The 20,840-nt window shown below is 60.4% G+C and carries 21 protein-coding genes and 1 pseudogene; 16 read left to right on the top strand and 6 right to left on the bottom strand.

Translation table 11 applies throughout. The features are described from left to right. Nucleotides 1–39: 39 nt before the first annotated feature. The 8 genes from LB536_RS02160 (at nucleotide 40) to LB536_RS02125 (ending at nucleotide 7,573) form a co-directional block, all read left to right on the top strand. Complete coding sequence (locus tag LB536_RS02160) at nucleotides 40–1,098, top strand: aromatic/alkene monooxygenase hydroxylase subunit beta (protein ID WP_224589946.1); 1,059 nt, start codon at nucleotides 40–42, stop codon at nucleotides 1,096–1,098. Between the two features lie 17 nt (nucleotides 1,099–1,115). Then, nucleotides 1,116–1,487, top strand: coding sequence for an MmoB/DmpM family protein (locus tag LB536_RS02155; protein WP_140756853.1), 372 nt, complete (start codon nucleotides 1,116–1,118; stop codon nucleotides 1,485–1,487). Nucleotides 1,488–1,559: 72 nt separating this feature from the next. Beyond that, on the top strand, nucleotides 1,560–2,582 hold the full coding sequence (locus tag LB536_RS02150; protein WP_224589945.1) for an amidohydrolase family protein: 1,023 nt from the start codon (nucleotides 1,560–1,562) through the stop codon (nucleotides 2,580–2,582). A gap of 4 nt (nucleotides 2,583–2,586) precedes the next feature. After that, complete coding sequence (locus LB536_RS02145) at nucleotides 2,587–3,384, top strand: iron-sulfur cluster assembly protein (RefSeq protein ID WP_224589944.1); 798 nt, start codon at nucleotides 2,587–2,589, stop codon at nucleotides 3,382–3,384. Between the two features lie 75 nt (nucleotides 3,385–3,459). After that, a complete protein-coding gene (locus LB536_RS02140) occupies nucleotides 3,460–5,091 on the top strand; it encodes a molecular chaperone GroEL (protein WP_224589943.1) in 1,632 nt (543 codons plus the stop codon). A 37-nt stretch (nucleotides 5,092–5,128) separates the two neighbouring features. Then, on the top strand, nucleotides 5,129–6,172 hold the full coding sequence (locus LB536_RS02135; protein WP_224589942.1) for an NAD(P)-dependent alcohol dehydrogenase: 1,044 nt from the start codon (nucleotides 5,129–5,131) through the stop codon (nucleotides 6,170–6,172). 74 nt (nucleotides 6,173–6,246) lie between these two features. After that, entirely contained in the window at nucleotides 6,247–6,936 is a 690-nt protein-coding gene (locus LB536_RS02130) for an aquaporin (RefSeq protein ID WP_224589941.1), read from the top strand. Between the two features lie 139 nt (nucleotides 6,937–7,075). Beyond that, entirely contained in the window at nucleotides 7,076–7,573 is a 498-nt protein-coding gene (locus tag LB536_RS02125; protein ID WP_181178378.1) for a DUF1097 domain-containing protein, read from the top strand. A 101-nt stretch (nucleotides 7,574–7,674) separates the two neighbouring features. Here LB536_RS02125 and LB536_RS02120 read toward each other — a convergent pair whose 3' ends face one another. Together LB536_RS02120 and LB536_RS02115 are read right to left on the bottom strand one after the other, a co-directional pair. Continuing rightward, a complete protein-coding gene (locus tag LB536_RS02120) occupies nucleotides 7,675–9,759 on the bottom strand; it encodes a sigma-54-dependent Fis family transcriptional regulator (protein ID WP_140756867.1) in 2,085 nt (694 codons plus the stop codon). 105 nt (nucleotides 9,760–9,864) lie between these two features. Continuing rightward, complete coding sequence (locus LB536_RS02115; RefSeq protein ID WP_140756869.1) at nucleotides 9,865–10,338, bottom strand: hypothetical protein; 474 nt, start codon at nucleotides 10,336–10,338, stop codon at nucleotides 9,865–9,867. Nucleotides 10,339–10,716: 378 nt separating this feature from the next. Between LB536_RS02115 and LB536_RS02105 the strand changes: the two genes are divergently transcribed. The 3 genes from LB536_RS02105 to LB536_RS02095 are packed head-to-tail and all read left to right on the top strand — an operon-like array spanning nucleotide 10,717 to nucleotide 12,504. Further along, nucleotides 10,717–11,163 carry a Fur family transcriptional regulator gene (locus LB536_RS02105; protein WP_224589940.1) on the top strand — a complete coding sequence of 149 codons (447 nt, stop codon included), beginning with the start codon at nucleotides 10,717–10,719 and terminating at the stop codon, nucleotides 11,161–11,163. A gap of 55 nt (nucleotides 11,164–11,218) precedes the next feature. Beyond that, a complete protein-coding gene (locus LB536_RS02100) occupies nucleotides 11,219–12,190 on the top strand; it encodes a CobW family GTP-binding protein (RefSeq protein ID WP_140757059.1) in 972 nt (323 codons plus the stop codon). After that, nucleotides 12,187–12,504: a nitrate reductase gene (locus LB536_RS02095; protein WP_224589939.1), complete on the top strand. Its 318-nt coding sequence runs from the start codon at nucleotides 12,187–12,189 to the stop codon at nucleotides 12,502–12,504. The genes LB536_RS02100 and LB536_RS02095 overlap by 4 nt, the downstream gene beginning before the upstream one ends. Before the next feature lie 101 nt (nucleotides 12,505–12,605). On the opposite strand, the gene LB536_RS02090 is transcribed toward LB536_RS02095, so the two are convergent. From LB536_RS02090 to LB536_RS02080, 3 genes are all read right to left on the bottom strand, one after another. Beyond that, nucleotides 12,606–13,391, bottom strand: coding sequence for a hypothetical protein (locus LB536_RS02090; RefSeq protein ID WP_224589938.1), 786 nt, complete (start codon nucleotides 13,389–13,391; stop codon nucleotides 12,606–12,608). Next, nucleotides 13,381–13,917, bottom strand: a complete 537-nt coding sequence (locus LB536_RS02085) for a HupE/UreJ family protein (protein ID WP_140757061.1) — start codon at nucleotides 13,915–13,917, stop codon at nucleotides 13,381–13,383. Before LB536_RS02085 ends, LB536_RS02090 begins: the two co-directional genes overlap by 11 nt. Nucleotides 13,918–14,661: 744 nt before the next feature. Next, entirely contained in the window at nucleotides 14,662–15,570 is a 909-nt protein-coding gene (locus LB536_RS02080) for a LysR family transcriptional regulator (protein ID WP_140756877.1), read from the bottom strand. A gap of 786 nt (nucleotides 15,571–16,356) precedes the next feature. Between LB536_RS02080 and LB536_RS02070 the strand changes: the two genes are divergently transcribed. The 5 genes and pseudogenes from LB536_RS02070 to LB536_RS02050 all read left to right on the top strand — a co-directional run. Beyond that, complete coding sequence (locus tag LB536_RS02070) at nucleotides 16,357–16,932, top strand: carboxymuconolactone decarboxylase family protein (protein ID WP_224589936.1); 576 nt, start codon at nucleotides 16,357–16,359, stop codon at nucleotides 16,930–16,932. Between the two features lie 71 nt (nucleotides 16,933–17,003). Further along, the gene (locus tag LB536_RS02065) at nucleotides 17,004–17,726 is read left to right on the top strand and encodes an SDR family oxidoreductase (protein ID WP_140756881.1); all 723 of its coding nucleotides are present in this window, start codon (nucleotides 17,004–17,006) and stop codon (nucleotides 17,724–17,726) included. A 70-nt stretch (nucleotides 17,727–17,796) separates the two neighbouring features. Continuing rightward, entirely contained in the window at nucleotides 17,797–18,180 is a 384-nt protein-coding gene (locus tag LB536_RS02060; RefSeq protein ID WP_140756883.1) for a DoxX family protein, read from the top strand. Nucleotides 18,181–18,222: 42 nt separating this feature from the next. Next, the gene (locus LB536_RS02055; RefSeq protein ID WP_224589935.1) at nucleotides 18,223–19,095 is read left to right on the top strand and encodes an NmrA family NAD(P)-binding protein; all 873 of its coding nucleotides are present in this window, start codon (nucleotides 18,223–18,225) and stop codon (nucleotides 19,093–19,095) included. A gap of 493 nt (nucleotides 19,096–19,588) precedes the next feature. Then, nucleotides 19,589–19,840, top strand: a pseudogene (locus LB536_RS02050) (Arm DNA-binding domain-containing protein); the annotation flags it as partial. A gap of 102 nt (nucleotides 19,841–19,942) precedes the next feature. On the opposite strand, the gene LB536_RS02045 reads toward LB536_RS02050, so the two are convergent. Continuing rightward, entirely contained in the window at nucleotides 19,943–20,839 is an 897-nt protein-coding gene (locus LB536_RS02045; RefSeq protein WP_140808246.1) for a carbohydrate ABC transporter permease, read from the bottom strand. Nucleotide 20,840: the final 1 nt, after the last annotated feature.

The following is a 20,840-nucleotide window of genomic DNA, read 5'->3' as shown; positions in this document are numbered from 1 at the left end:
CGCAAAGCCAACCACAACTGCAACAAGGGAGAGAGAACTATGCCTGCAACCTCGAGTTCAGTCGGATCCGGAGCCGCCGGCGCGGCGATCTTTGCCGACTCCGACAGCCGGAAGTACCGGTATTTCGACCCGAAGGGCCAGCGTGCCACTCACTATGAGGACATGACGGTCGACGTGCAGCCAGATCCCGAGCGTTACCTGATCCAGGACTGGATCATTTCCTTCGCCGACGGCAAGGGCGCCTACGTCAAGCAGAACACCGCCGCGCAGAGCTCCAACTGGCATGCCTTCCGCGCCCCCGATCAGGAATGGGAGCGCACGCACTACCAGCGCCAGTCGAAGATCGAGACGATGGTGCAGAGCGTCATCAACAATGCGCGCAAGTCCGGTGCACCGAAGACCTTCGACAAGGCCTGGGTCAAGATCCTTCAGGCCCAGCTCGGCGCCTGGAAGCATGCCGAATTCGGACTTGGCACCTCGCTCATGCAGGCGCAGCGTTACGGCTACACCCAGATGATCAACAACGCGACGCTGACCAACTCGTCTTACAAGCTCAGGCTTGCACAGGACATCACGCTCTACCTTGCCGAGATCGGCATGGACTTGCCCGGCTGGGACGACGAACTCGGCAAGAAGACCTGGCTCGAGGACAAGAACTGGCAAGGCACCCGCGAAGCGGTCGAGACCATCATGGGCGCGACCGACTATCTCGAACAGTATTTCGCCATCAACATCATCTTCGAACCGTTGGTCGGCGAAGTATTCCGCTCCGGCTTCCTGATGCAGATCGCCGCCGCCAACCACGACTTCATCACGCCTGCGGTGATCTCGGCAGCCGAGGCCGACTACGAGCGCAACCTCGCCAACACGATCGACCTCATGCACTTGCTCGCCAACGACGAGAAACACGGCGCGGCAAACAAGAAGCTCTTCCAGGGCTGGGTCAAGAAGCACGGCGCGCTCGCCGACAAGGCAGCCATCGGCCTGCAGCCGATCTGGTCTATGCCGCATTCCAAGCCGGTCGCGTTCGCGGACGTTCGCGCCAAATCCGACGAACGGATTGGCCAGATCCTTGGCGAACTCGGCCTCAAGCGCTGAAAAAAGGGGAAATTGTCATGTCACTATCAGCACGCGATGCCACGCACTCCAACATCTTCAAGGAGATGAAGGACATCACCTTCGAACAGACGATTTCGCACCAGTGCGGCGTCACCATGAACGACTCCGTCGAAGCCAGGGCCATCGCCGAATTCATGGGCAAGAAGCCTGGGGTGACGATCACCTACCAGCCGGCGCTGATCCGCATCGACGGTGACGGCAAGCTGATCTTCAAGATGGACGCCATCGGTGAATACCTCGGCCGCGAGATTTCAGCCGAGACCTTCGAGGTCAACACCTCCACCCACTACGGCCGCATGGTTCGTGTCGACGATAACACGGTGATCCTGTTCGGCAACATGGACGAGATGTTCGAATACATCGAATAGCCGCCAAAAAATGGGCGCGCCGCCCTGGTTGCGGCGCGCCGAACCGATCAACGCCATCTTGCGGAGGAACGAATGTTTAGAACACCGGAAGGCAAGGATATTTTCGTGGTCGACGGCCACACCCATTTCTGGGACGGCAGCCCCGAGAACCAGAAGAACATCCACGGCAAGCAGTTCATCGAGTGCTTCTATGCCTATCACACCGGCCTGAGCCCCAAAGACCAGTTGTGGGAGAAGTCGAAGTTCGAGAAATACAGTGCTGACGACCTCTATCGCGACCTGTTCATCGACGGTCCCGATGATGTGGCGATCGTCCAGTCGACCTATCTCAAGGACTTCTACAAGAACGGCTTCAACACGATCGATCGCAACGCCGAGGTGGCCAAGCGCTATCCGGAGCGTTTCATCGTCAATGGCGCCTTCGATCCGCGCGACGGTGAGAAGGCGCTTGAGTACATCCACTTCCTCAAGGAGACCTACGACGTCAAGGGCGTGAAAATGTACACGGCCGAATGGAACGGCGCCTCCAAAGGCTGGAAGCTCACTGACCCCGATGCCTACAAATGTTTCGAGCTCTGCGACAAGCTCGGCATCAGGAACATCCACGTCCACAAGGGTCCGACCATCATCCCGCTCAGCAAGGACGCCTTCGACGTGCATGATGTCGACTACGCGGCGACGGATTTCCAAAATCTCAACTGGATCATCGAGCATTGCGGCCTGCCGCGCCTCGACGATTTCTGCTGGATTGCGACGCAGGAAACCAACGTCTATGGCGGACTGGCCGTAGCGCTGCCCTTCATCCACTCCCGCCCGCGCTATTTCGGCGAGGTGATTGCCGAATTGCTGTTCTGGATTGGGCCGGAGAAAATCCTGTTCGGTTCCGACTACGCGATTTGGACGCCGCGTTGGCTTGTCGAGAAATTCTGGGCCTATCAGATCCCTGAGGACATCGCCGCGGAACGTGGTGTGCAGCTGACCGACGAGATCAAGGAGAAGATCCTCGGCCTCAACGCAGCGCGCCTCTACAACATCGACATCGAAGCCAAGAAGAAGGCGCTAGCCGGCTCGCCCTTCAGCATCGCGGCGGAGTAGGGCCATGGCAACCGCCAGCGTTTCCGGCAGCCGAGAGAACGAACTCTGGCGGTGCCTTGGTGAGGTCAACGACCCCGAGCTCGACGAACCGATCACCGAGATGGGCTTCGTCGAGCGGGCCGAGGTGACGAGCGATGGCAGAGTGGAGATAGATTTCCGCCTGCCGACCTATTGGTGCTCGCCCAACTTTGCCTTCCTCATGCTGGACGGCGTCCGCAAGGCGCTCGACCAGCTCTCCTGGTCGCCGGCCTATCGCGTCAAGCTGCACGACCACATGTTCGCGGAAGAGGTCAATCGCGGCATGGAAGCCGGCAAGACATTCAGCGTCATTTTTGCTGATCTTGCCGGGGATCAGGATCTCGACGCTTTGCGCGAAACCTTCAGGATGAAGGCATTCAAGCGGCGCCAGGAGGCAGTCCTGCGCGGGTTGCGGCAGCGCGGCCTGACGGATCGGGAAATTGTCGGCATGGAACTGCCGGCATATGACGTCGCGCGGTTCGAACCGGGCGAAGCAACCAAACAGAAGCCGAGATACAGGGCGGCTCTGCTTGAGCGCTTTCCTGACCGCCGGGCGGATGATCCCGTCTTCGTGACATGGGAAGGGCAACACATACCGCCTAGCGCGCTCGGTGCGCATCTCGCCGAACTGCGCGGTGTACGCGTCAATATGGAGTTCAATGGCGCGCTATGCCGTGGCCTCAAGCAGACCAGATACAAGGAACTGGATGTGGTCGACGGCGAACCGACGCTTGTCGATTTCATCATGGATCGCGTGCCGGCACGAGCCGCGCCGACCGCCTGATGCAGACCTGACACAACGGCCTCCCTGCACGAGGCCCCTAACCAACAACCCGCCCGTAAGGCGGAAGGAGGAATTATGCCCAAAATTATGCTTCACAATTCCGACGCGCGTCGTGCACTTGCCCGCGGCGTCTTCCGGTTGGCCGCAGCCGTCGAGCCGACGCTCGGCCCCAAAGGCATGAACGCCATGATCGACCGGCCGATCGGCACACCGATGGTGACCCGCGACGGCGTCAGCATTGCCTCCGAGATCGAGTTGCACGACCGTTTCGAAAATATGGGTGCGCAGGTCGTCCGCGAAGTGTCGATGCAGACCAACGAGGTCGCCGGCGACGGCACCACGACCGCCATCGTGCTCGCCAACGCGCTCATCCAGGGCGGCATCGAGGCGAACGAGCGCGGCGCCAAATCCGTCGATCTGTGCAAGGGCATTGATCTTGCCGTGGCAGCCGTGGTGGCCGCCCTCAAGGCTTCGGCGAAGCCCGCCAAAGGCAACGGCATCCTAGCTTCGGTCGCCAATATTGCTGCGACCGACACGAAGCTTGGCGCCCTGGTGGCGGAAGCCCATCAGCGCGTAGGAGCCGACGGTGTCATCACCACCGACTTCAGCGTCACCACCGAGACCACACTCGATGTGGTCGAGGGCATGTCCTTCGACCGCGGCTATCTCTCGCACCACATGGTGACCGACCAGGAGAAGATGGAGGCGGTTCTCGAACGACCCTACATCCTGATGACCGATCTGAAGATCAAGGAGCCCGAAGCGCTGGATGCGGTTCGCCGTATTGCCGACGAGGATGGTCGACCGCTGCTGATCGTGTCCGAGGAAATGTCGCCGGAAGTTGTGGTGACGCTGCTCGGCAAGCAGGGGCCTGGAAAATACCTCGTCGTCCATCCGCCGGAATACGGCCATTGGCGCAAGGCGATGATGGAGGATCTGGCGATCATCACCGGCGGCAAGGTGATCGCGCGCGATCTCGGTGGCCGGCTGGAGGATGTCACTGCCGAGGATCTCGGAACGGCCGACCGGGTGAAAACCAGTTCGTCCTACACCTCGATCATTCGCGGCGGCGGCGACCATGCCGCAATCGCGTCGCGTCGCGCCCAGGTGCAGAGACAGTATGAAGCCTCGCCGCCGAACATCGACCAGGACAAGCTGCGCGAACGTCTTGCCAAGCTCTCCGGCGGCACCGCAATCCTCTATGCCGGCGGCGTCACGCCGGTTGAGCAGAAGCGAACCATCCAGCTTATCGAGGACTCGCTGAATGCGGTGCGCGCCGCATCCGAAGAGGGCGTGGTCGCCGGCGGTGGCTCCGCGCTTGCCCAGATCGCGCCGCTGCTCGACAAGGTGGCGGCCGGTGTCGGCGGCGATGTCGCCGAAGGCGTGCGCCTGGTTCGTTCGGTGCTGTCGCGGCCGCTCTGGCGCATCGCCGCTAATGCCGGCGCCGATCCCGAGGCAGTCGTGGCGGAAGTCACGCGCATCAATGGCGGTTACGGTTACAACGCATCCGCCGGCAGCTACCAGAACATGTTCGAGGCAGGGATCATCGATCCCGTCCGCGTCACCTATACCGCCCTGGCTAATGCAGCTTCCGTGGCGACGCTGATCCTGACCACCGAAACGCTGATTGGCCATCTCGCCGAGGACGAGGATCCGACGGCCGGACCGGCTCGTGGCGGCGGCTCCGAAAAGCTCGGCCGCGCCTGAAGCAATCGAACAATCTCGACGTTGAAAGGATACGACGATGAAAGCTGCCAGACTTTACGAATACGACCCGAAGATGAACGTCCAGCTCAAGATCGAGGAGGTCGCCGCGCCGACGATCACTTCCCCCGACGAGGTCATCGTGCGGGTCGGCGCCGCCGGCCTCTGCCGCACCGACCTTCACATCATCGAGGGCGTGTGGAAGCCGACCATGGACCCCGAAGGCACGTTGTTGCCCTACATCATGGGTCACGAGAATGCCGGCTGGGTCGAGGAGGTCGGCAGCGGCGTCCGATCGGTCAAGCGCGGCGACGGGGTGATCTGCCATCCCTTCCGCTCATGCGGCATCTGCCTCAATTGCCGCCATGGCGAGGACATGTATTGTGACAACGGCCAATTCCCCGGCCTTGGCATGAATGGAGGCTTCGCCGAGTATTTCATCACCAGCGAGCGCTCGCTAATCAAGCTCAATGCCAACATCACTCCGATCGAAGTGGCGCCGCTGGCCGATGCCGGCATCACCGCCTACCGGGCAGCCAAACGAGCGGCGAAGCTGTTGCGGCCAGGCAGCTACTGCGTCCTGCTCGGCATTGGCGGGCTTGGCCATATCGCGTTGCAGTCGCTGCACGCGATCTCGGGCTGCCGCATCATCGCCGTCGACCGCGAACCGGCGGCGCGAGTGCTGGCCAAGGATCTGGGCGCCGACTTCGTGCTCGATGGCGGACCCAACGTCGTCGAGGAGGTCATTCAGATCACTGGCGGCGGCGCGCATGTGGTGATCGACTTCGTCGGTGAACTCGGTGTCGAGAACATCTGCTGGAAGATGGTGCGCAAGGGCGGACAACTGTTCGTCGTCGGTTATGGCGGCAACATCAACGTGCCGACCGCGCACCTCGTCATCGAGGAGATCAACATCGGCGGCAGCCTGGTCGGCAACTTCACCGAACTTGTCGAACTGATGGAGTTGAACGCCGACGGCAAGGTGAAGATGCACTACACCGAATACAACCTCGCCAGCATCAACACTGCGCTCGACGATTTCAAGAATCGGCGATTCACCGGCCGCGGCGTCATCGTTCCCTGAAAGCCTTTGGACCGGACGCTCGCGCAACGGGGTACCGCGTCCGGTCCCTGACCGTCACAAATCTGGAGAGTAAAATGAACAAATACATCTGTGAGTTCGTCGGGACCTTCGCGCTGGTCTTCTTTGGTTGCGCTACGGTTCTTTTCATGCGCTCCGAGGTCGGTCTGCTGGGTGTGGCCATGGCATTCGGCCTTTCGGTGGTGGCGATGGCCTATTCGATTGGACCCATTTCCGGCGCCCATCTCAATCCGGCGGTAAGCCTTGGTTTCTTCGTCGCCGGCCGACTGAAATCCAATGATCTCATCGGCTATGTGATTGCGCAATGCGTTGGGGCGATCATCGCATCGGCGGTGCTCTACGTGATCGTGCAAGGCAAGGGCGGCGGCTACGACGTGGCGGCAAATGGCTTCGCCCAGAACGGCTGGTCGGCCTATTCGGCAACTTCCGCCTTCCTGTTCGAGGCGATCGCCACGTTCCTGTTTCTGCTGGTGATCCTGCGTGCCACCGCCGAAGGCGGCGCCGGTCCTCTGGCTGGTCTGGCGATCGGCCTGACGCTGGTCATGATCCATTTAGCCGGCATTGCAGTGTCCGGATCATCGGTCAATCCGGCCCGCTCGCTCGGTCCGGCTCTGTTTGTCGGCGGAGCGGCGGTGTCGCAGCTCTGGCTTTATATCCTGGCACCGTGCCTTGGCGCCACAGCCGCGGGGCTCGCGTTGCGTGCTGGTGTGATCGGTGCTGGCGAAACGGCCGCGCAGCCGGCCTGATCCCTTGCCGGACCCGGCCAGCTCTTCTTCTTGGACCCCGTGGCGGCTGCCATGGCGTTTTGCGTGTCGGGGACGTCAGCGAAGCGCGATCCTGAAACGAATGTCTTTGCTTCGAGGTTTGAAAAAACGGGAGGACAACATGGATCTTATTACAGGACTGGCAGTGGTCATCGGCATTATGGGTGGCATTGCAACATGGGCGGCGATCACGATCGGCAGTCCCTATCTGCTGATCTGGGCGGTATTTGTCGGCTGGGGCAGCTTTTATCACTGTAGCGGCAAGGAAGCCGGGTTCCGGAATTCGGCGGTTGCAAACCTCTGGGGGGCGATCTGCGCGGCCGCCGCATTGGTAGCCCTGACGTCCATCGGGGTTACGGCGATCATGGCCGGTATTTGCGTCGGTATTTCCATCGTGGTGCTGATTCTCGCCGCCAAGCTGCCGCTACTCAGCGCCATTCCATCAGCGGTCTATGGTTACGCAACGACCGCCGCGCTTTTTCTGCTCGGTGCCGCCGCCTATGGTGATGGTGCCAGCGGCATAATCAAGGTCGCAACCGCTGTGGTGATCTCGCTGATCATCGGCAATGTTCTCGGCTATGTCTCAGAGAAAGTGACTGGGGCTGTCGTAAAGACCTGATCATGCCTGGCGACCGCTGCTTCCAGGGCAACCAGTCGCCGAACATTCCCCATCCCGCGGCGCGAATGCCGCGGGATTTTTTGCCGGTGGCAGGCCTGACCCTAGAGGAAGCCGCGCCGAATGCCGTATTGGCCGAGCTTGCGATAAAGCGTCGGCCGCGAGATACCGAGCCTGACGGCGACCTTGCTGAGATTGCCGCTCTCTGCCGCCAGCGCGTTCTTGATCGCCTGGCGTTCGGCATCCTCGAATGTGCATACCGGTGCCTCGAGCATGGCTGCGGGATGGTCGCTGTGGATGGCCGCGTTGTTGCTGGCCGCATTGATTTCACCGGGAAGATCCTGGAGCTCGATCGTGCTGCCGCGCGCCAGTATGTGCAGGCGCTCCACCAGGTTCTTCAGTTCGCGCACATTGCCCGGCCAGCGATAGGCGAGCAGCGCGTCGAATGCGTCGTTTGAAAACTCCAACGGCTCATTGCCGGCCAGCGCCGCGATTCGGCGGTTGAAATGCTCGATCAGCAAAAGTATGTCGTCGCCGCGCTCGCGCAAGGCCGGGACTTGAATCGAGACGGCGCCGATCCGGTAGTAGAGGTCACTGCGGAAGCGCCCGGCCGCCACTTCCTGCTTGAGGTCGCGGTTGGTCGAGGCAACCAGTCGCACGTCCACCGGCCGGCCCCTTGAGTCGCCGATGCGGTGGACCACACGCTCTTCCAGGACGCGCAACAGGAATGGCTGAATCTCCAGCGGCAACTCGCCGATTTCGTCAAGACTCAGCACGCCGCCATTGGCCATTTCGAAGATGCCCGGCTTGCCCTCACGCGAGGCTCCGGTGAAGGCCCCGGCCACATGGCCGAACAATTCGCTGCCGAACAATTCCTTGGTTATCGCCCCACAATTCATGGCGATGAACGGATCGTTTTCGGTGCGCCGGCTGCCGGCATGGACAAGCCGCGCGAACAGCTCTTTTCCAACCCCGGTTTCACCCTCTATGAGCAGTGACGTGACGCCGTTCGACCGCGCCACGCGGGAGGCGACATCGACGGCGGCGAGCAACTTCTCGCTTTCGCCGACGATCATCTCCGCGGCTGTCTGCAGGTGCTTGTTAACCTCCCGGCTTACTGTCATCGCGCTGGAGACGGCCGGCATGGAGGGGAACACCAGAGCTGCGCCGCGAAGGTCGCCGTCGAGCTTCAGCGGCGTAACGTGGCAGGATCGCAGATGCGCCGGCAACGCCTTGGCAAGATCGGCGTCGGAGCCGGACGCCGGCAGGTTCATAAGCCAACGACCGCGGCCCGGCTCCATCGGGCCGTCCATCATATCCGTCGTATCGCCGTTGGGCACATTGTTGCAGAAGATCGCCCGGCCACGGTGGTCGACGATCACCAACCCGTCCTTTCGGCGGTAGCTAGGGGCCGAGGAAATGAAGGCTTCGAGCAGGCGCGTGCGCTGCTCCTGCTGCTGTTCGGCGAGCGCTTTTTCGATCTGCCGGGCGGTGGCGGCGACGAGCGCGGTGTTGTGCGGCCGGAAGATCGGCGAATAGCCTGACAGGTCGACGACCCCGATAATCTTGCCGTCGAGCGGGTCGCGGATCGGCGCGCCGGCGCAGGTCCAGGATTTGATGCCCGCGCAGAAATGCTCTGCCGCATGAACGAAAGTCGGCTCACCGGTCCACAGCGCCGTGCCGATGCCGTTGGTGCCGACGGCGTCCTCGTTCCATTTGCCGCCGATCCCCAGATGGATATCCATGCCGTCGTGCAGGGTCTTCTTGTCGCCGATCGCGTCGATCAGCACGCCGTCACTGTCGGCAAGCACAAGCATCGCGCCTGTCCCTTGCAACAACTGGCCAAGGGAGTCGAACGACCGCCGCGCCGCCGCAAGCAGTTCTGCATTGGACCGGGTCAGATATTCGATCTCGTCGCGATCACTGCTCAGCGGCGCTTCAATCCCCTGGGCGTTGATGCCGCCGGTGACGCTGCGATACCAGGAATCGTGGATGAGGGAGCGGACGTGGCTTGGTTGGACTGCGTCGCGGGCGCATTTGGGCGCGTCGGCCAGAAAATCTTCCCAGGCGCGCATGGTGGCCCGCTCGTCATAGTCGATGTTGCCCAGAACCATTTGCCCGGCGGCCATTGACGCACGCGCCGGAAGAGCATCGATCTTCATCTGATTGGGGCCTATCTCGCGTTTCATTCAGCCATCACAGAACCTATTGGGGTATGCTATTTCTGTATGCTGTCGCGTTTCGCAAGCTGACGCGGATTGGACGTGCACAAGCACGCCCGGGCGTCTGCCTCATCAGTCGATGCCGAGTTTCGCGCCGATATCGGCGGCAAGCTGTTCTTCGGTATAGGTGGGCGCAAGGCGGGATCCGTCCAACTCGGCAAGTGCTTCGGCGACGGTTTCGTCCACCGGCGAGAAAAAGCCATTCTGTTTCGTCGCCAGCACGAAGATCTGGTCCCCGCTTCGGTTGCGGATATCGCCGATGTGATGAAGTTGGCGGCCCGTGTTCTGATCCTTCGAGATCACGCGGCCGTTCATGGTGACCCGGATGGACGGCTTAGCTTCGGCTACAGACGGGGCACTGGCGCCAACATGGATGATCAGTCCTTCCGCCTTCGGTTGCTGGCGCGGCTTCCTGGAAGCCGAATAGCCGCCGCCGCTGATCTGGTCGGCAAGGCGAACGATGGTCGAGCGGTTTTGCTCGATCAGTCTCTTGACTTGCACGTCCTCGCGCCGCGGGCCATCCCGCTTGGAGATGATCTCAACCATGAATCCTCCCAGATTCGCTTGGGCGTCGCCGTTAGTACGGCTTACTCCTCTTTTGAGGTGAACTCTACACTGCCTCGGTGAAGTTCGCCATTTCTAATCCCATAGCGCCAAAATTCGGGTCGCCGGTAGCAGGCGGCTGCTACACGGGATTTTGAGTAACACCCGCCTAAGGTTGCCTTGTTCGCCAATTCCGCGGGTTCGCTGTCAAGTGATTGCCTGTTGCGCAGGTAGAGTGCGCACGTGGTGCGCAGCATGGAGGCAAAGTTCGGGATATGGCCGTTGCATTCCGGAACGTTGTGGTTGACGGGTGGATAGGTTATGTTATTACGTTCGCCAACAAAGAATCGTAATGTTATCTTATAACGAGTGTGACCCGCTATGCTTCGTCGATCATATGGGCAAACTGCGACGGTGGGGCAGATACCCGAGCTAACGAGGAACCAAAAGCTGGTGTTGGAGGTCATCTCCCGTGCCCGCAAGCTGGTCAGCGCGTATGACATCCTCGATGAAATCAGGCCGCAAGGCATCCGATCGCCAGTGCAGGTCTATCGGGCGGTCAAGAAACTCATCCAGGATGGTACCGTCCACAAAATCGAGAGCCTGAATGCATTCGTGTTGTGCGCCGGCCCGCATGCCCATGGTCAGGGGGCAGCAATTCTGGCGATTTGCGAACGATGCGGCCGGGTCGCCGAGTTCTGCGACGACATCATCGATCGCCGGCTTGCCGAAGGGGCGGGACGCCAGAGTTTTAAGATCGAGGCCGTGAGCCTCGAACTTAGCGGGCTATGCGCTGACTGCCTTGTCGAAGCGAACGCAACCCTTTGAACGGCAGATACCTAATTCTCTGAGAATCCAGATCATCATTTGGAAGGAAAGATTGATGCCAATGCCTGTCGAGCGCACCCCGGTAACCGTGCTTACCGGTTATCTTGGATCTGGGAAAACCACGTTGCTCAACCGCATCCTGACCGAGAAGCATGGCAAGAAATACGCCGTCATCGTCAATGAATTCGGCGAAGTCGGCATAGACAACGATCTGATCGTCGATGCTGATGAGGAGGTCTTTGAGATGAACAACGGATGTATCTGCTGCACGGTTCGTGGCGATCTGATCCGCATCATCGAAGGTCTGATGCGCAGACGCGACCGGTTCGACGCGATCCTCGTGGAAACCACCGGCCTGGCCGATCCCGCGCCAGTCGCGCAGACGTTTTTCGTCGATGAGGATGTGCGCACAAAGACCAAGCTGGACGCCATCATCACCGTTGTCGATGCCAAGCACCTTCTAGGCGAGCTAGGCAAAGCGCATGAGGCGCAGGAACAACTCGCCTTCGCCGATATCGTTCTCCTTAACAAGACCGATCTCGTTTCAGCCGAAGAGCAGAAACAGGTGGAGGAGCGCATCCGCCGCATCAACCCCACCGCAGCGATCCATGGGACGGAGCGCTGCAGTGTCGGTCTCGAAAAGATTCTAGATCGGAACGCCTTTGACCTCGATCGGATTCTCGAGGTCGAGCCGGACTTTCTCGACGCGTTTCACGAGCACGAACACGACGAACACGTGACGAGTTTTTCGCTGGTGACGAAGGAACCGCTCGACCCTCAAAGGTTCATGCCATGGATCGGGATGATCACGCAGCACTTCGGAATGGACATTCTGCGCATGAAGGGCATCCTTGCATTCAAGGGAGACAATGATCGCTTCGTCGTGCAAGCTGTCCATATGCTGCTGGAGGGCGATCATCAGCGGCCTTGGAAGGACGACGAGGAGCGCGTCAGCCGTCTGGTGTTCATTGGCCGTAACCTGCGCAAGGACATCATCAATGACGGCTTTCTGGCATGCCGTGCATGATACCCTTCTTCAATCCGCTGGCACCTCGCAGCAGAACGGTCCCTCCCTCTTCGTCGAGAATCAAGGATTGGGTGAGAGCCCATATCGGTTGGTCCGAAGATGTGACCATTTCGGTCAATGAAATCATTTGCCGCGATCAGGGATGCCCGGATGTCGAGACGGTCATCGGCATCATGGTGGCAAACATGCCGACCAGGTCCATCCGCATTTTGAGGCCCATCGAGAATGTGCGCGAGACGGATGTGGCTCATGCACTGGAAATGCCGGGCCATTATCGGCCCGTTGATGAAAAGCGAACGGATAGGAGAGGGTGAGATATTCGGGCTCATCCCGCCAAACCGTTGGCGGCGGAGCCTCAGAAGTACCCTGCAAAGACGGTCGGACCGAAATTCCCCGGCAACCTCACAGCGCTTGTTCACGGAAGGGATGGCCTTGCAGCGTTCCGTGAACGGTCGCCTTGCCGATTGATGCCCGGAAACGGTGTTTCAAAGCGGTTTGCTCCGCCTTCGATCAACGATGCCGGCGGAGGCGTTGGCGCAAGCACCGGAGGCTTGGAGGCAATTGCCGCGCCTCCAAGAAGAAGGCCGATCGCAATCAGCCAGCTGCCAAGGATGCGCGCGGCAATCGGAAACCAGCCGTGCCAGAAGGCGTGCCCGCTGAGACCAATGGCAGCCAAGATCCACAAGCCGATGAGAGTGGCGATCATCGAAATTGCGGGATCATGCAAGGTGGGGTCGGTCAGCGTTGTGGCGACACCGAGCATCGCGCCGATCAACATGGCGCCAACGGGAAGAATCCATCGTCTGACGCGGGCAGGCAGGATCAACAGCAGGCCGGCCGTAAGCGCCGAAACTGGCCCGGTCAGGAAAAGGTGCGTCGTCACCCCGGGGACGTCCGCCATGATCGCGAGATACTGATCACGAAAGGCAATTCCGAGCACGACGCCCAGGAGGAATGTTGCCAGTGCGACAGCCACGTGGCGTCCGCGCGCTAGTGCGATCGCCACACCCAATCCGGCAAGCGGCATGACCCGTTCTGCGGAAAGGCCACTGTTGAGAATCCACCATGTCGTCACTGTCCGTTCGGATCGCGTCTCCAATATGAGAGCGCAGATCGAGGCAATCCCGAAGAATGCCAGCAGGGGGCCGGACCAGCGCAGAGCCCCGGGCGCTGTTCGCTCAGTATCGTTCTCAAGTGACAAGGAAATAGACGCCTCCAACCGCGATCAGCCCGCCCAGCACTTGCGATAGCCGCCCGCCGAACGGCTTGCCTAGAACAAGCCCGACCCCAATGCCAAGAAGATGGATCAAGCCGGTGGCGATGACAAACCCGATTGCGTAGTCGGCTGGATCGGCCGCGTTCGGAAGCTCCGCACCGTGAGCATATCCATGACAGATCGCAAACACTGCGATCAACAGCAAGGCCATCCATTCCGCCGGCCGCCAGGCGCATGCAATGGCCAGTCCTAGCGCGATGATCGAAAGCGCGATTCCGATCTCCACGCCGGGTAGAGGGATCCCCGCAATGCCGGCGATGCCGCCGAGAACCATGATCAGCGGGAAGGCAACCGGCAGCGTCCATATTGATCGTCCGCCGATCTGAGCACCCCACAGGCCGACGGCGAACATCGCCAGAAAATGATCGGGGCCGGTCAGCGGATGTTCGAATCCGCTGCCGAACCCCCCGGATCCAGACTGAATTATGTGAGCTTGGACCGCCGTTGGCATGGATATCAGTACACAACTGACGACCAAGCGAGAGACGAAGACACGCCCTGGCCGAAAGGCATCGGTTTGCGGAAGGTTCGGTTGAGGCGACGCGAGGGTCTGCTGACTACGCACTAATCACGCCACCCATGATCAATCGTTCCGGACAGAACTCTTTGGATGGTTCTAGCGATAGAGTGTGCGAGACGCATTGGCAATTTCAACAGTTGGCATCGTGATGCGGGTCGTGCCCGCCGGTCTATCGCGAAGCGCTGATTCTGGAACAAAAAATGCGCTACTTGGGTGGGCGGTGACGGTACTTTCAAGACCATGGGGCACGCTATCGAACGCAGCAAAATGTGAGAAATCTTCCGATTGGTCCCGATAGTCGGTGAAACCTCAAATATTTTTTGCAACGATTTTCCCTTCAAAATCAAAAGTGTGATTTTTGACGGTCGATGGGTCGGCGTTGTGCGTCACAAATAGGAAATAAACCAGCTAGCGCCGAGCCTCCGAGCTGTCCGCTGGCGCCACTTGGCCACGGTTTGATTGAAGGGACATTGAAACTCTCTGTCCTCGACCTCGAAGGCTGACTCCACTGCGCCACACCCTGCGTGAAGCGTGTCTTCAAGCGCATGGCGTTCGGTGTGTTCCAGTCCTTTCGTCTATTCCAGATCAACGGCGTAGCCGCAGCTTGGTGATATTATGCATTCCAATCAGGAATACCCCGACGCCGCTTAACCCGGTGCATGGCTATCGTTGAAGCTATGCAGCGCTCCCCGAGCTCGCTGGCTGTCGCATCACCTCCTCGACGAAGGCGATAAACGTGCGCGCCTTGGTTGTCGCCGCCCGCCCCGTGGGATAGACGGCCCACAGATCCATTGATGGCAAGTCCCAGTCCTGGAGCACCGCCTTGACCGTCCCAGCCGTCAGTTCGGGCGCGAACATCCAATCCGAGGCGATGGCGATGCTGGCGTCCGCCAGCACGGCTGCGCGCACCCCCTCGGCGGCCGTAACGTGCAGCCGGCCTTTGACCGTGACCGCCACTTCTGCCCCGTCGCGATGAAAGGTCCAGACCGTGCCGCCGCCACGCTGGCTGTAGATCACCGCCTCATGCGCAATCAGTTCGCCGGGTGACCGAGGCTCGCCGGCCCGCGCGAAATACGCGGCGGTGCCGATCACGGCATGTCGAGTTGTGGCAATGCGGCGGGCGGTCAGCGCCGTGTCGGCGAGCCGCCCCATGCGTAAAGCCACGTCGATTCCCTCTTGCACGAGGTCGATATTCCGGTCGTCCAGCACAACCTCCATCTCAAGATCTGGATGGCGTGCCAAGAATTCCGGTAAACGCGGAATCAGATGGATGCGCGCGAAAGTGACCGCAGCGCAGATTCTGAGCTTGCCGGTGAGGCCGCGCCCGGCGCCGCGCGCCGCCAGCTCTGCCTCCTCTGCCTCCTCGATCGAGCGCCGTGCCCGTTCATAGAAATTGAGCCCGGCCTCGGTCGGCGCCAGACCGCGCGGCGAGCGAAGAAGCAACTTGACGCCGAGCCGGTCCTCCAGCTGCGCGACCGATTTCGAGACCGCCGGTTGTCCAACATTGAGACGGCGCGCCGCGGCCGAGAAGGAGCCGGAATCGATCACCAGCACGAATGCCTCCATCGCCGACAGCCGGTCCATGCGCATGCCTCATTGGAATAGATCATATAGCCACGGGGCTTTCTGCCACACATATCCTGGAATGGCTATTTTCTCTTCCGGCAGAGCCGGAGTGGCTATGGATACGCGGAGACAAAAAAGATCAGCGGCGCGCCGTGCGTGCGCGCTGGCGATCGCGCGCCAGATTTCACGCTCACCACCCATGGCGGACAGCCCGTTTCTCTGACGGCTGAGCTTCAGAAGGGGCCGGTCATGCTTTCCTTCTTGGCCTCTATGCAACTACGCGATGTCGACATTCAGCTCGCGGCCCTGTCAAACTGCGCGGGCAGATTGGAACGGAGGGCGGGGTACTTCTGGCGATCTCGTCTGCCGTCATGCCGAGGAGCGACTCGGCCAGGATCTTCCCGTGCTGTACGACGCCTGCGTTGTCGCGGGGCGTTATGGAATTTCGGCGCCCGCTACCTTTGTCATCGGCGATCGTGCTGTCACTGATCGACGTTGCCCCTGGCAACCGCCTCACCGGCGCGCTCTGGGCACTGCGCTGCATCGGAGTGCGCCGGATGATCACGCTCTTGTCCGCTGTCCTGCGTGTTCGTGCTGATCCTGGCGAACCTGCCATCAAAGAATTCCTCGTCTTAAGCATTAAATCCTTGGCCGTACTACTGACAATGTCTCGGCACCGGGAGTCGCGTCACTGCCCATATTCCAATTCAGAATAGAAAGTATTTCTCCATGCTATCTGCTCACCGATTGCGGAATGAGCAATACTTCTCCTTAGAACGCAGCTTTAGAACAAGGAGAGAGATCATGATTAACGGTTTCAAGCTTCACGAGACGGCGACCGCTCCTGCAGCCTCGGCGGAGATCCTGAACTGCGTCCAGAAGGCCTGGGGCTTCGTACCCAATCTGCACCGCGTCCTGGCCGAGAGCCCGGCCGCGCTTGAGGCCTACAACACCCTTTGGGGCATCGCCGAAAAGACCAGCTTCACCGCACAGGAACGCCACATCGCCTATCTCGCCATCATCTACGAGAACGAGTGCACCTACTGCATGGCGGGCCACACCAACCTGTCGCGGATGGCGAAGGTGGCCCCCGAGGCGATCGCGGCGGTCCGCGAGAGCCGGCCGATTGCCGATGCCAAGCTCGAGGCGCTGCGCCAATTCGCCGCCAAGGTCACGCGCCAGCGCGGCGCGGTCAGCGAGGCCGACGTCGAAGCCCTGAAGGCTGGGGGCTATGACAACCGCGCCGTGCTCGATGTGCTCGTGCTCGCAGCGACCAAGCTCATCTCAAACTACACGAACCATCTCGCGCAGACGCCCAATGACAGCTTCATGAAGGGCGCAGAATGGACGGTACCCGGCAAGCTCAAGCCGGCCGTCTGACCCACCCGCACCGCCGTTATTCCCGCGATCGAAATGGTGACCGCGCTCGCTTCAAAGGAGTGAACTGTGCCATGCCACTTTTACTTGAGGGTAAAAAGGTCGTCGTAATTGGCGGCAGCTCCGGTATCGGTTTGGCGATTGCCCGCCAAGCTCAGGCGCAAGGAGCTTCGCTGGTCATCATCGGCCGGGATCCGATGAAGCTCTCGAATGCGGCGTCAAAACTCGGCGGCGACGTTCAGACCATCGGGGGTGATGCCCATGATCACGCTGCCCTTGAGAGCTTCATCGCGGCCCTGCCAGAATTCGATCATCTTGTCTCGATGATCGGCGACACCATGGCGGGCGGTTTCCTGCAGACACCGCTCGACTCGATGCGGCATGTGCTGCATTCGAAGTTCTGGACCAATCTGCTGATCGCCCGTTTTGCCGCACCCCTCGTCCGCGAGAGCGGCAGCATGACGTTCACCTCGGGGAGCGGTGTTAGGGCGCAGGAGGCGGCGGCGAGCTACGTGGCGAACGAGGCGCTCGCCGCCATGGCGCAAGGATTGGGTTCTGAACTCGGCCCGCGCGTGCGTGTGAACGTCATCGCCCCGGCGTTCATGGACACGGCCTTGTGGCGCGCAAAGCCACGTGAGGACATAGATGCCAGGATACGCTCCTATTCTCAGATCAATCCACTGGGGCGTCTCGGGACGCCAGAAGAAGTGGCATCGGCCTATATCTTCCTAATGGTCAATACGTACACAACGGGACAGGTCTTGCAGATCGACGGCGGCATGATGCTGCGGAAATAGCTCCGGTGGCGTGACCCATCGGAGAACGACAATGTCCCAAACTATGAACCTGCGTTAGGTGCCCGAAACCATGACCTTGCAAAGCGCCCTGTGGGCCGGCCGGATAATGAGCGCGTTTGTCGTGATCGCTCTGGTGGCAGACGGCACTATTCAGCTTTTCGCGCCAGCACAGATCGCGAGCATGTTGCAGGAAACCGGCTTCGCGATGGACCTGACCCGTGTCGTGGGTCCGATCATACTCGCCTGCGCCATCCTTTACGCCATCCCGGCCACGGCAGTCCTCGGCGCGATCCTAGTGACGGGCTTTTTGGGAGGTGCGATCTGCGCACATGTCCGCATTGGTGAGTTGGGGTCGCCGCCGGAAATTATTTCCCTGCTTCTGGGTGCGATGACATGGGGCGGCCTTTACCTGCGCGCGCCCCGCATCCGGTCCCTTCTGCCGCTCGTCCGTTGAACCAACTGGGCGGCTCCGTCCCTCAAGATCAGGAGAAAACACATGTTTTTAGTCATGGGAATCACAGGAAAGGTGGGCGGCGCAACGGCAGAACATCTGTTGGCGCATGGCAAGAAAGTACGCGCACTGGTCCGCAATCGCGAGAAGGCGTCAAGCTGGGCGAACCAGGGCGTGGAGCTGGTTGATGGCGACTGGACTGATTCGGCAGCCATCGAGCAAGCGCTCAAAGGCGTCGAAGGCGCGTTCGTCATGTTGCCGGCCGTCTGGGCTCCCTCGCCCGATTACCAAGAGGCAAAGGGCGTGATTGCAAACTATGTCGAGGCGCTCACCAAGGCAGCGCCGCCGCGAGTGGTTGCGCTTTCATCGATGGGTGCTAACAGAATCAACGGGCTCGGGATGATCACGGCCTTGTCGCTTCTGGAGCAAGGCTTTCGAAACCTAAAATCCCCGGTCGCCTTTGTGCGCGCAGGCGGATTTTTCGAAAACTTCCTCTACGGTTTGCAGGTTGCCCAGGGCGGAACGCTACCGGTCTACTACAATCCGACAAACCGGAAATCGACCATGGTCGCGACGAACGACATCGGCGCGGATGTCGCAACCCTTTTGACCGAGCCAGCTTGGTCAGGGCAGCGCGTCGTCGAGCTTGGTTCGATGGTCAGCGCGGATGAAGTCGCCGAACAATTGGGTGAAGTCCTGAATCTCGACGTGAAAGCCTTTGCAGTCCCGCGTGCAGGGTGGGCGGAAGCGTTCGAGCAATTCGGCATCCCGAAGGGCCGCACCGGGCCTGCCGAAGAAATGTTTGAAGCCGTGAATGCGGGATGGATGGACCTCGGAGTCGAGGGTACGGAGCACGTAGCGGGTACGACGTCTGCTCGCGACGTCTTCGCGGCGGCTCAGAACGGCGCCAAGGCGTAAGTCCGAGACGGATCAGGCATGCGACGGAGACTGCCCCCTTCTGTGTATCGTTGAGGCTCTTGCTAGCCGTGACGGCCTCTTTGCCGACGGGGCTAATCGTGAAGGCACAGCTAAAGAACGTCGAAAATCGACCAATCGATGCCGATAGTCGCTGGAACCGAGGGATTTTGGATCGCCGAAATTTCCCTTTGAAATCAAGAGCGAAAATTTCTGACGGATCGGTGAGACGGATCTTCGTCGTGCGCAGAATTGTTAGATCAATGTGTTACCGTGGCCTAGAACAATCGAGTGGGAGTGATTCAGGCCTACACAAACGCCGCCGAGTCTATGCCGTAATACGACGCAAGCCGTTGAAAACAAAAATGAACCCGTTCGCCGACACTCGGTGACTATCGGTACGCAGAGCTTGGCTTTGGCGGCCTGCCTGACGGGCCTTCGGCATATTGCTCACACGAATTTTCAAAAGTACCGTCGCGGCCAATCAGGCTCATGACGGTACTACAAAGTTGCAGACCACGACGGGATGTATGTCCGCGTTATGCCAAGTGGCGCGATCTCCTTTCGCCTGGATTACAGGCTCAACGGCCGCCGGGAGACCATCTGTCTGAGAGGGTACGGACGCGACGGGATTTCACTCGCCCGGGCTCGGGAGAAGTGCATCGACGCGAGGCGCGCCATCGGCGAAGGACGATTACCAGCGATCGAGAAGCGTCGCCTGAAGGAAGCCAAGAGTTTTGGCGAATTCGTCTGCTAACGCCGTGTTCGGCCACCGGGTATCGTGTGGACTCAGCTGCGATGGCGGAACGCCGGAAATTGCCGTTGCTGTCAGTTGCCCTATTGCGCTGGGCTACTCTTTGACCGCCCCGGTCATTGACGAAACATAGTGCTCGACGAAGAAGGAATAAAGGATCACCACCGGCAGCGACCCGATCAGGGCGCCGGCCATTAGCGAACCCCATTCGTAGACGTCGGAGCGGACGAGCTCGGTCAGCACGCCCACCGGCACGGTCTTGTTTTCGGACGACTGAATGAAGGTCAGAGCGTAGATGAACTCGTTCCACGACAGCGTGAAGGCGAAGATACCGGCGGAGATCAGCCCCGGCACCGACAGCGGCAGCACGATCTTGGTCAGCACCTGCCAGCGGCTGGCGCCATCGATGAGCGCGCACTCTTCCAGTTCGAAGGGAATGGAACGAAAATAGCCCATCAGCAACCAGGTGCAGAAAGGCACCAGGAAAGTCGGATAAGTCAAAATCAGGGCAAAGGGCGTGTCATAGAGCCCGAGATTGAAGACCATGACCGACAGCGGAATGAACAGGATGGACGGCGGCACTAGGTAGGCGAGAAAGACGGCGAGCCCGACCTGGCGCGACCCGGAAAAGCGCAGCCGCTCGATCGCATAGGCAGCCAACACCGCGGCGATGAGCGAAAGCACGGTAGCGGCGACCGAGATGATCGTCGTGTTGAGCAGCCAGCCCGGATAGGAGGTCTCGAACAGCAGGTAACGGATGTTCTGCAACGTCGGGTGGACCACCCAGAACGGGCTCGATGTATCGTAGCTTGTCATCTCCGCGTTGGGTTTGATGGCGGTGATCGTCATCCAGTAGAAGGGAAAGAGCAGCACGATGACGAAAATCGCCAACGGAAGGTAGACCGTCACCACGCGGCGCGGCATGCTTTGCAAATAGGTCATGCCACCGTCGTCGCCGGCGGCGGGGTTCGGTTTAGCGTTGATTAGAGCCATC

It is taken from the genome of Mesorhizobium sp. ES1-3, assembly GCF_020164795.1.
Taxonomy (GTDB): Bacteria; Pseudomonadota; Alphaproteobacteria; order Rhizobiales; family Rhizobiaceae; genus Mesorhizobium.
This window is presented reverse-complemented; position numbering and strand designations above follow the sequence as displayed.

Bases quoted from the DNA above. Each gene is read 5' to 3' on its own strand.
- LB536_RS02055 (WP_224589935.1), top strand. From the start codon at position 18,223: ATGTTTTTAGTCATGGGAATCACAGGAAAGGTGGGCGGCGCAACGGCA.
- LB536_RS02095 (WP_224589939.1), top strand. From the start codon at position 12,187: ATGATACCCTTCTTCAATCCGCTGGCACCTCGCAGCAGAACGGTCCCT.
- LB536_RS02140 (WP_224589943.1), top strand. From the start codon at position 3,460: ATGCCCAAAATTATGCTTCACAATTCCGACGCGCGTCGTGCACTTGCC.
- LB536_RS02130 (WP_224589941.1), top strand. From the start codon at position 6,247: ATGAACAAATACATCTGTGAGTTCGTCGGGACCTTCGCGCTGGTCTTC.
- LB536_RS02150 (WP_224589945.1), top strand. From the start codon at position 1,560: ATGTTTAGAACACCGGAAGGCAAGGATATTTTCGTGGTCGACGGCCAC.
- LB536_RS02060 (WP_140756883.1), top strand. From the start codon at position 17,797: ATGACCTTGCAAAGCGCCCTGTGGGCCGGCCGGATAATGAGCGCGTTT.
- LB536_RS02080 (WP_140756877.1), bottom strand. From the start codon at position 15,570: ATGGACCGGCTGTCGGCGATGGAGGCATTCGTGCTGGTGATCGATTCC.
- LB536_RS02065 (WP_140756881.1), top strand. From the start codon at position 17,004: ATGCCACTTTTACTTGAGGGTAAAAAGGTCGTCGTAATTGGCGGCAGC.
- LB536_RS02160 (WP_224589946.1), top strand. From the start codon at position 40: ATGCCTGCAACCTCGAGTTCAGTCGGATCCGGAGCCGCCGGCGCGGCG.
- LB536_RS02070 (WP_224589936.1), top strand. From the start codon at position 16,357: ATGATTAACGGTTTCAAGCTTCACGAGACGGCGACCGCTCCTGCAGCC.
- LB536_RS02115 (WP_140756869.1), bottom strand. From the start codon at position 10,338: ATGGTTGAGATCATCTCCAAGCGGGATGGCCCGCGGCGCGAGGACGTG.
- LB536_RS02120 (WP_140756867.1), bottom strand. From the start codon at position 9,759: ATGAAACGCGAGATAGGCCCCAATCAGATGAAGATCGATGCTCTTCCG.
- LB536_RS02085 (WP_140757061.1), bottom strand. From the start codon at position 13,917: ATGCCAACGGCGGTCCAAGCTCACATAATTCAGTCTGGATCCGGGGGG.
- LB536_RS02045 (WP_140808246.1), bottom strand. From the start codon at position 20,839: ATGGCTCTAATCAACGCTAAACCGAACCCCGCCGCCGGCGACGACGGT.
- LB536_RS02125 (WP_181178378.1), top strand. From the start codon at position 7,076: ATGGATCTTATTACAGGACTGGCAGTGGTCATCGGCATTATGGGTGGC.
- LB536_RS02100 (WP_140757059.1), top strand. From the start codon at position 11,219: ATGCCAATGCCTGTCGAGCGCACCCCGGTAACCGTGCTTACCGGTTAT.
- LB536_RS02105 (WP_224589940.1), top strand. From the start codon at position 10,717: ATGCTTCGTCGATCATATGGGCAAACTGCGACGGTGGGGCAGATACCC.
- LB536_RS02155 (WP_140756853.1), top strand. From the start codon at position 1,116: ATGTCACTATCAGCACGCGATGCCACGCACTCCAACATCTTCAAGGAG.
- LB536_RS02145 (WP_224589944.1), top strand. From the start codon at position 2,587: ATGGCAACCGCCAGCGTTTCCGGCAGCCGAGAGAACGAACTCTGGCGG.
- LB536_RS02135 (WP_224589942.1), top strand. From the start codon at position 5,129: ATGAAAGCTGCCAGACTTTACGAATACGACCCGAAGATGAACGTCCAG.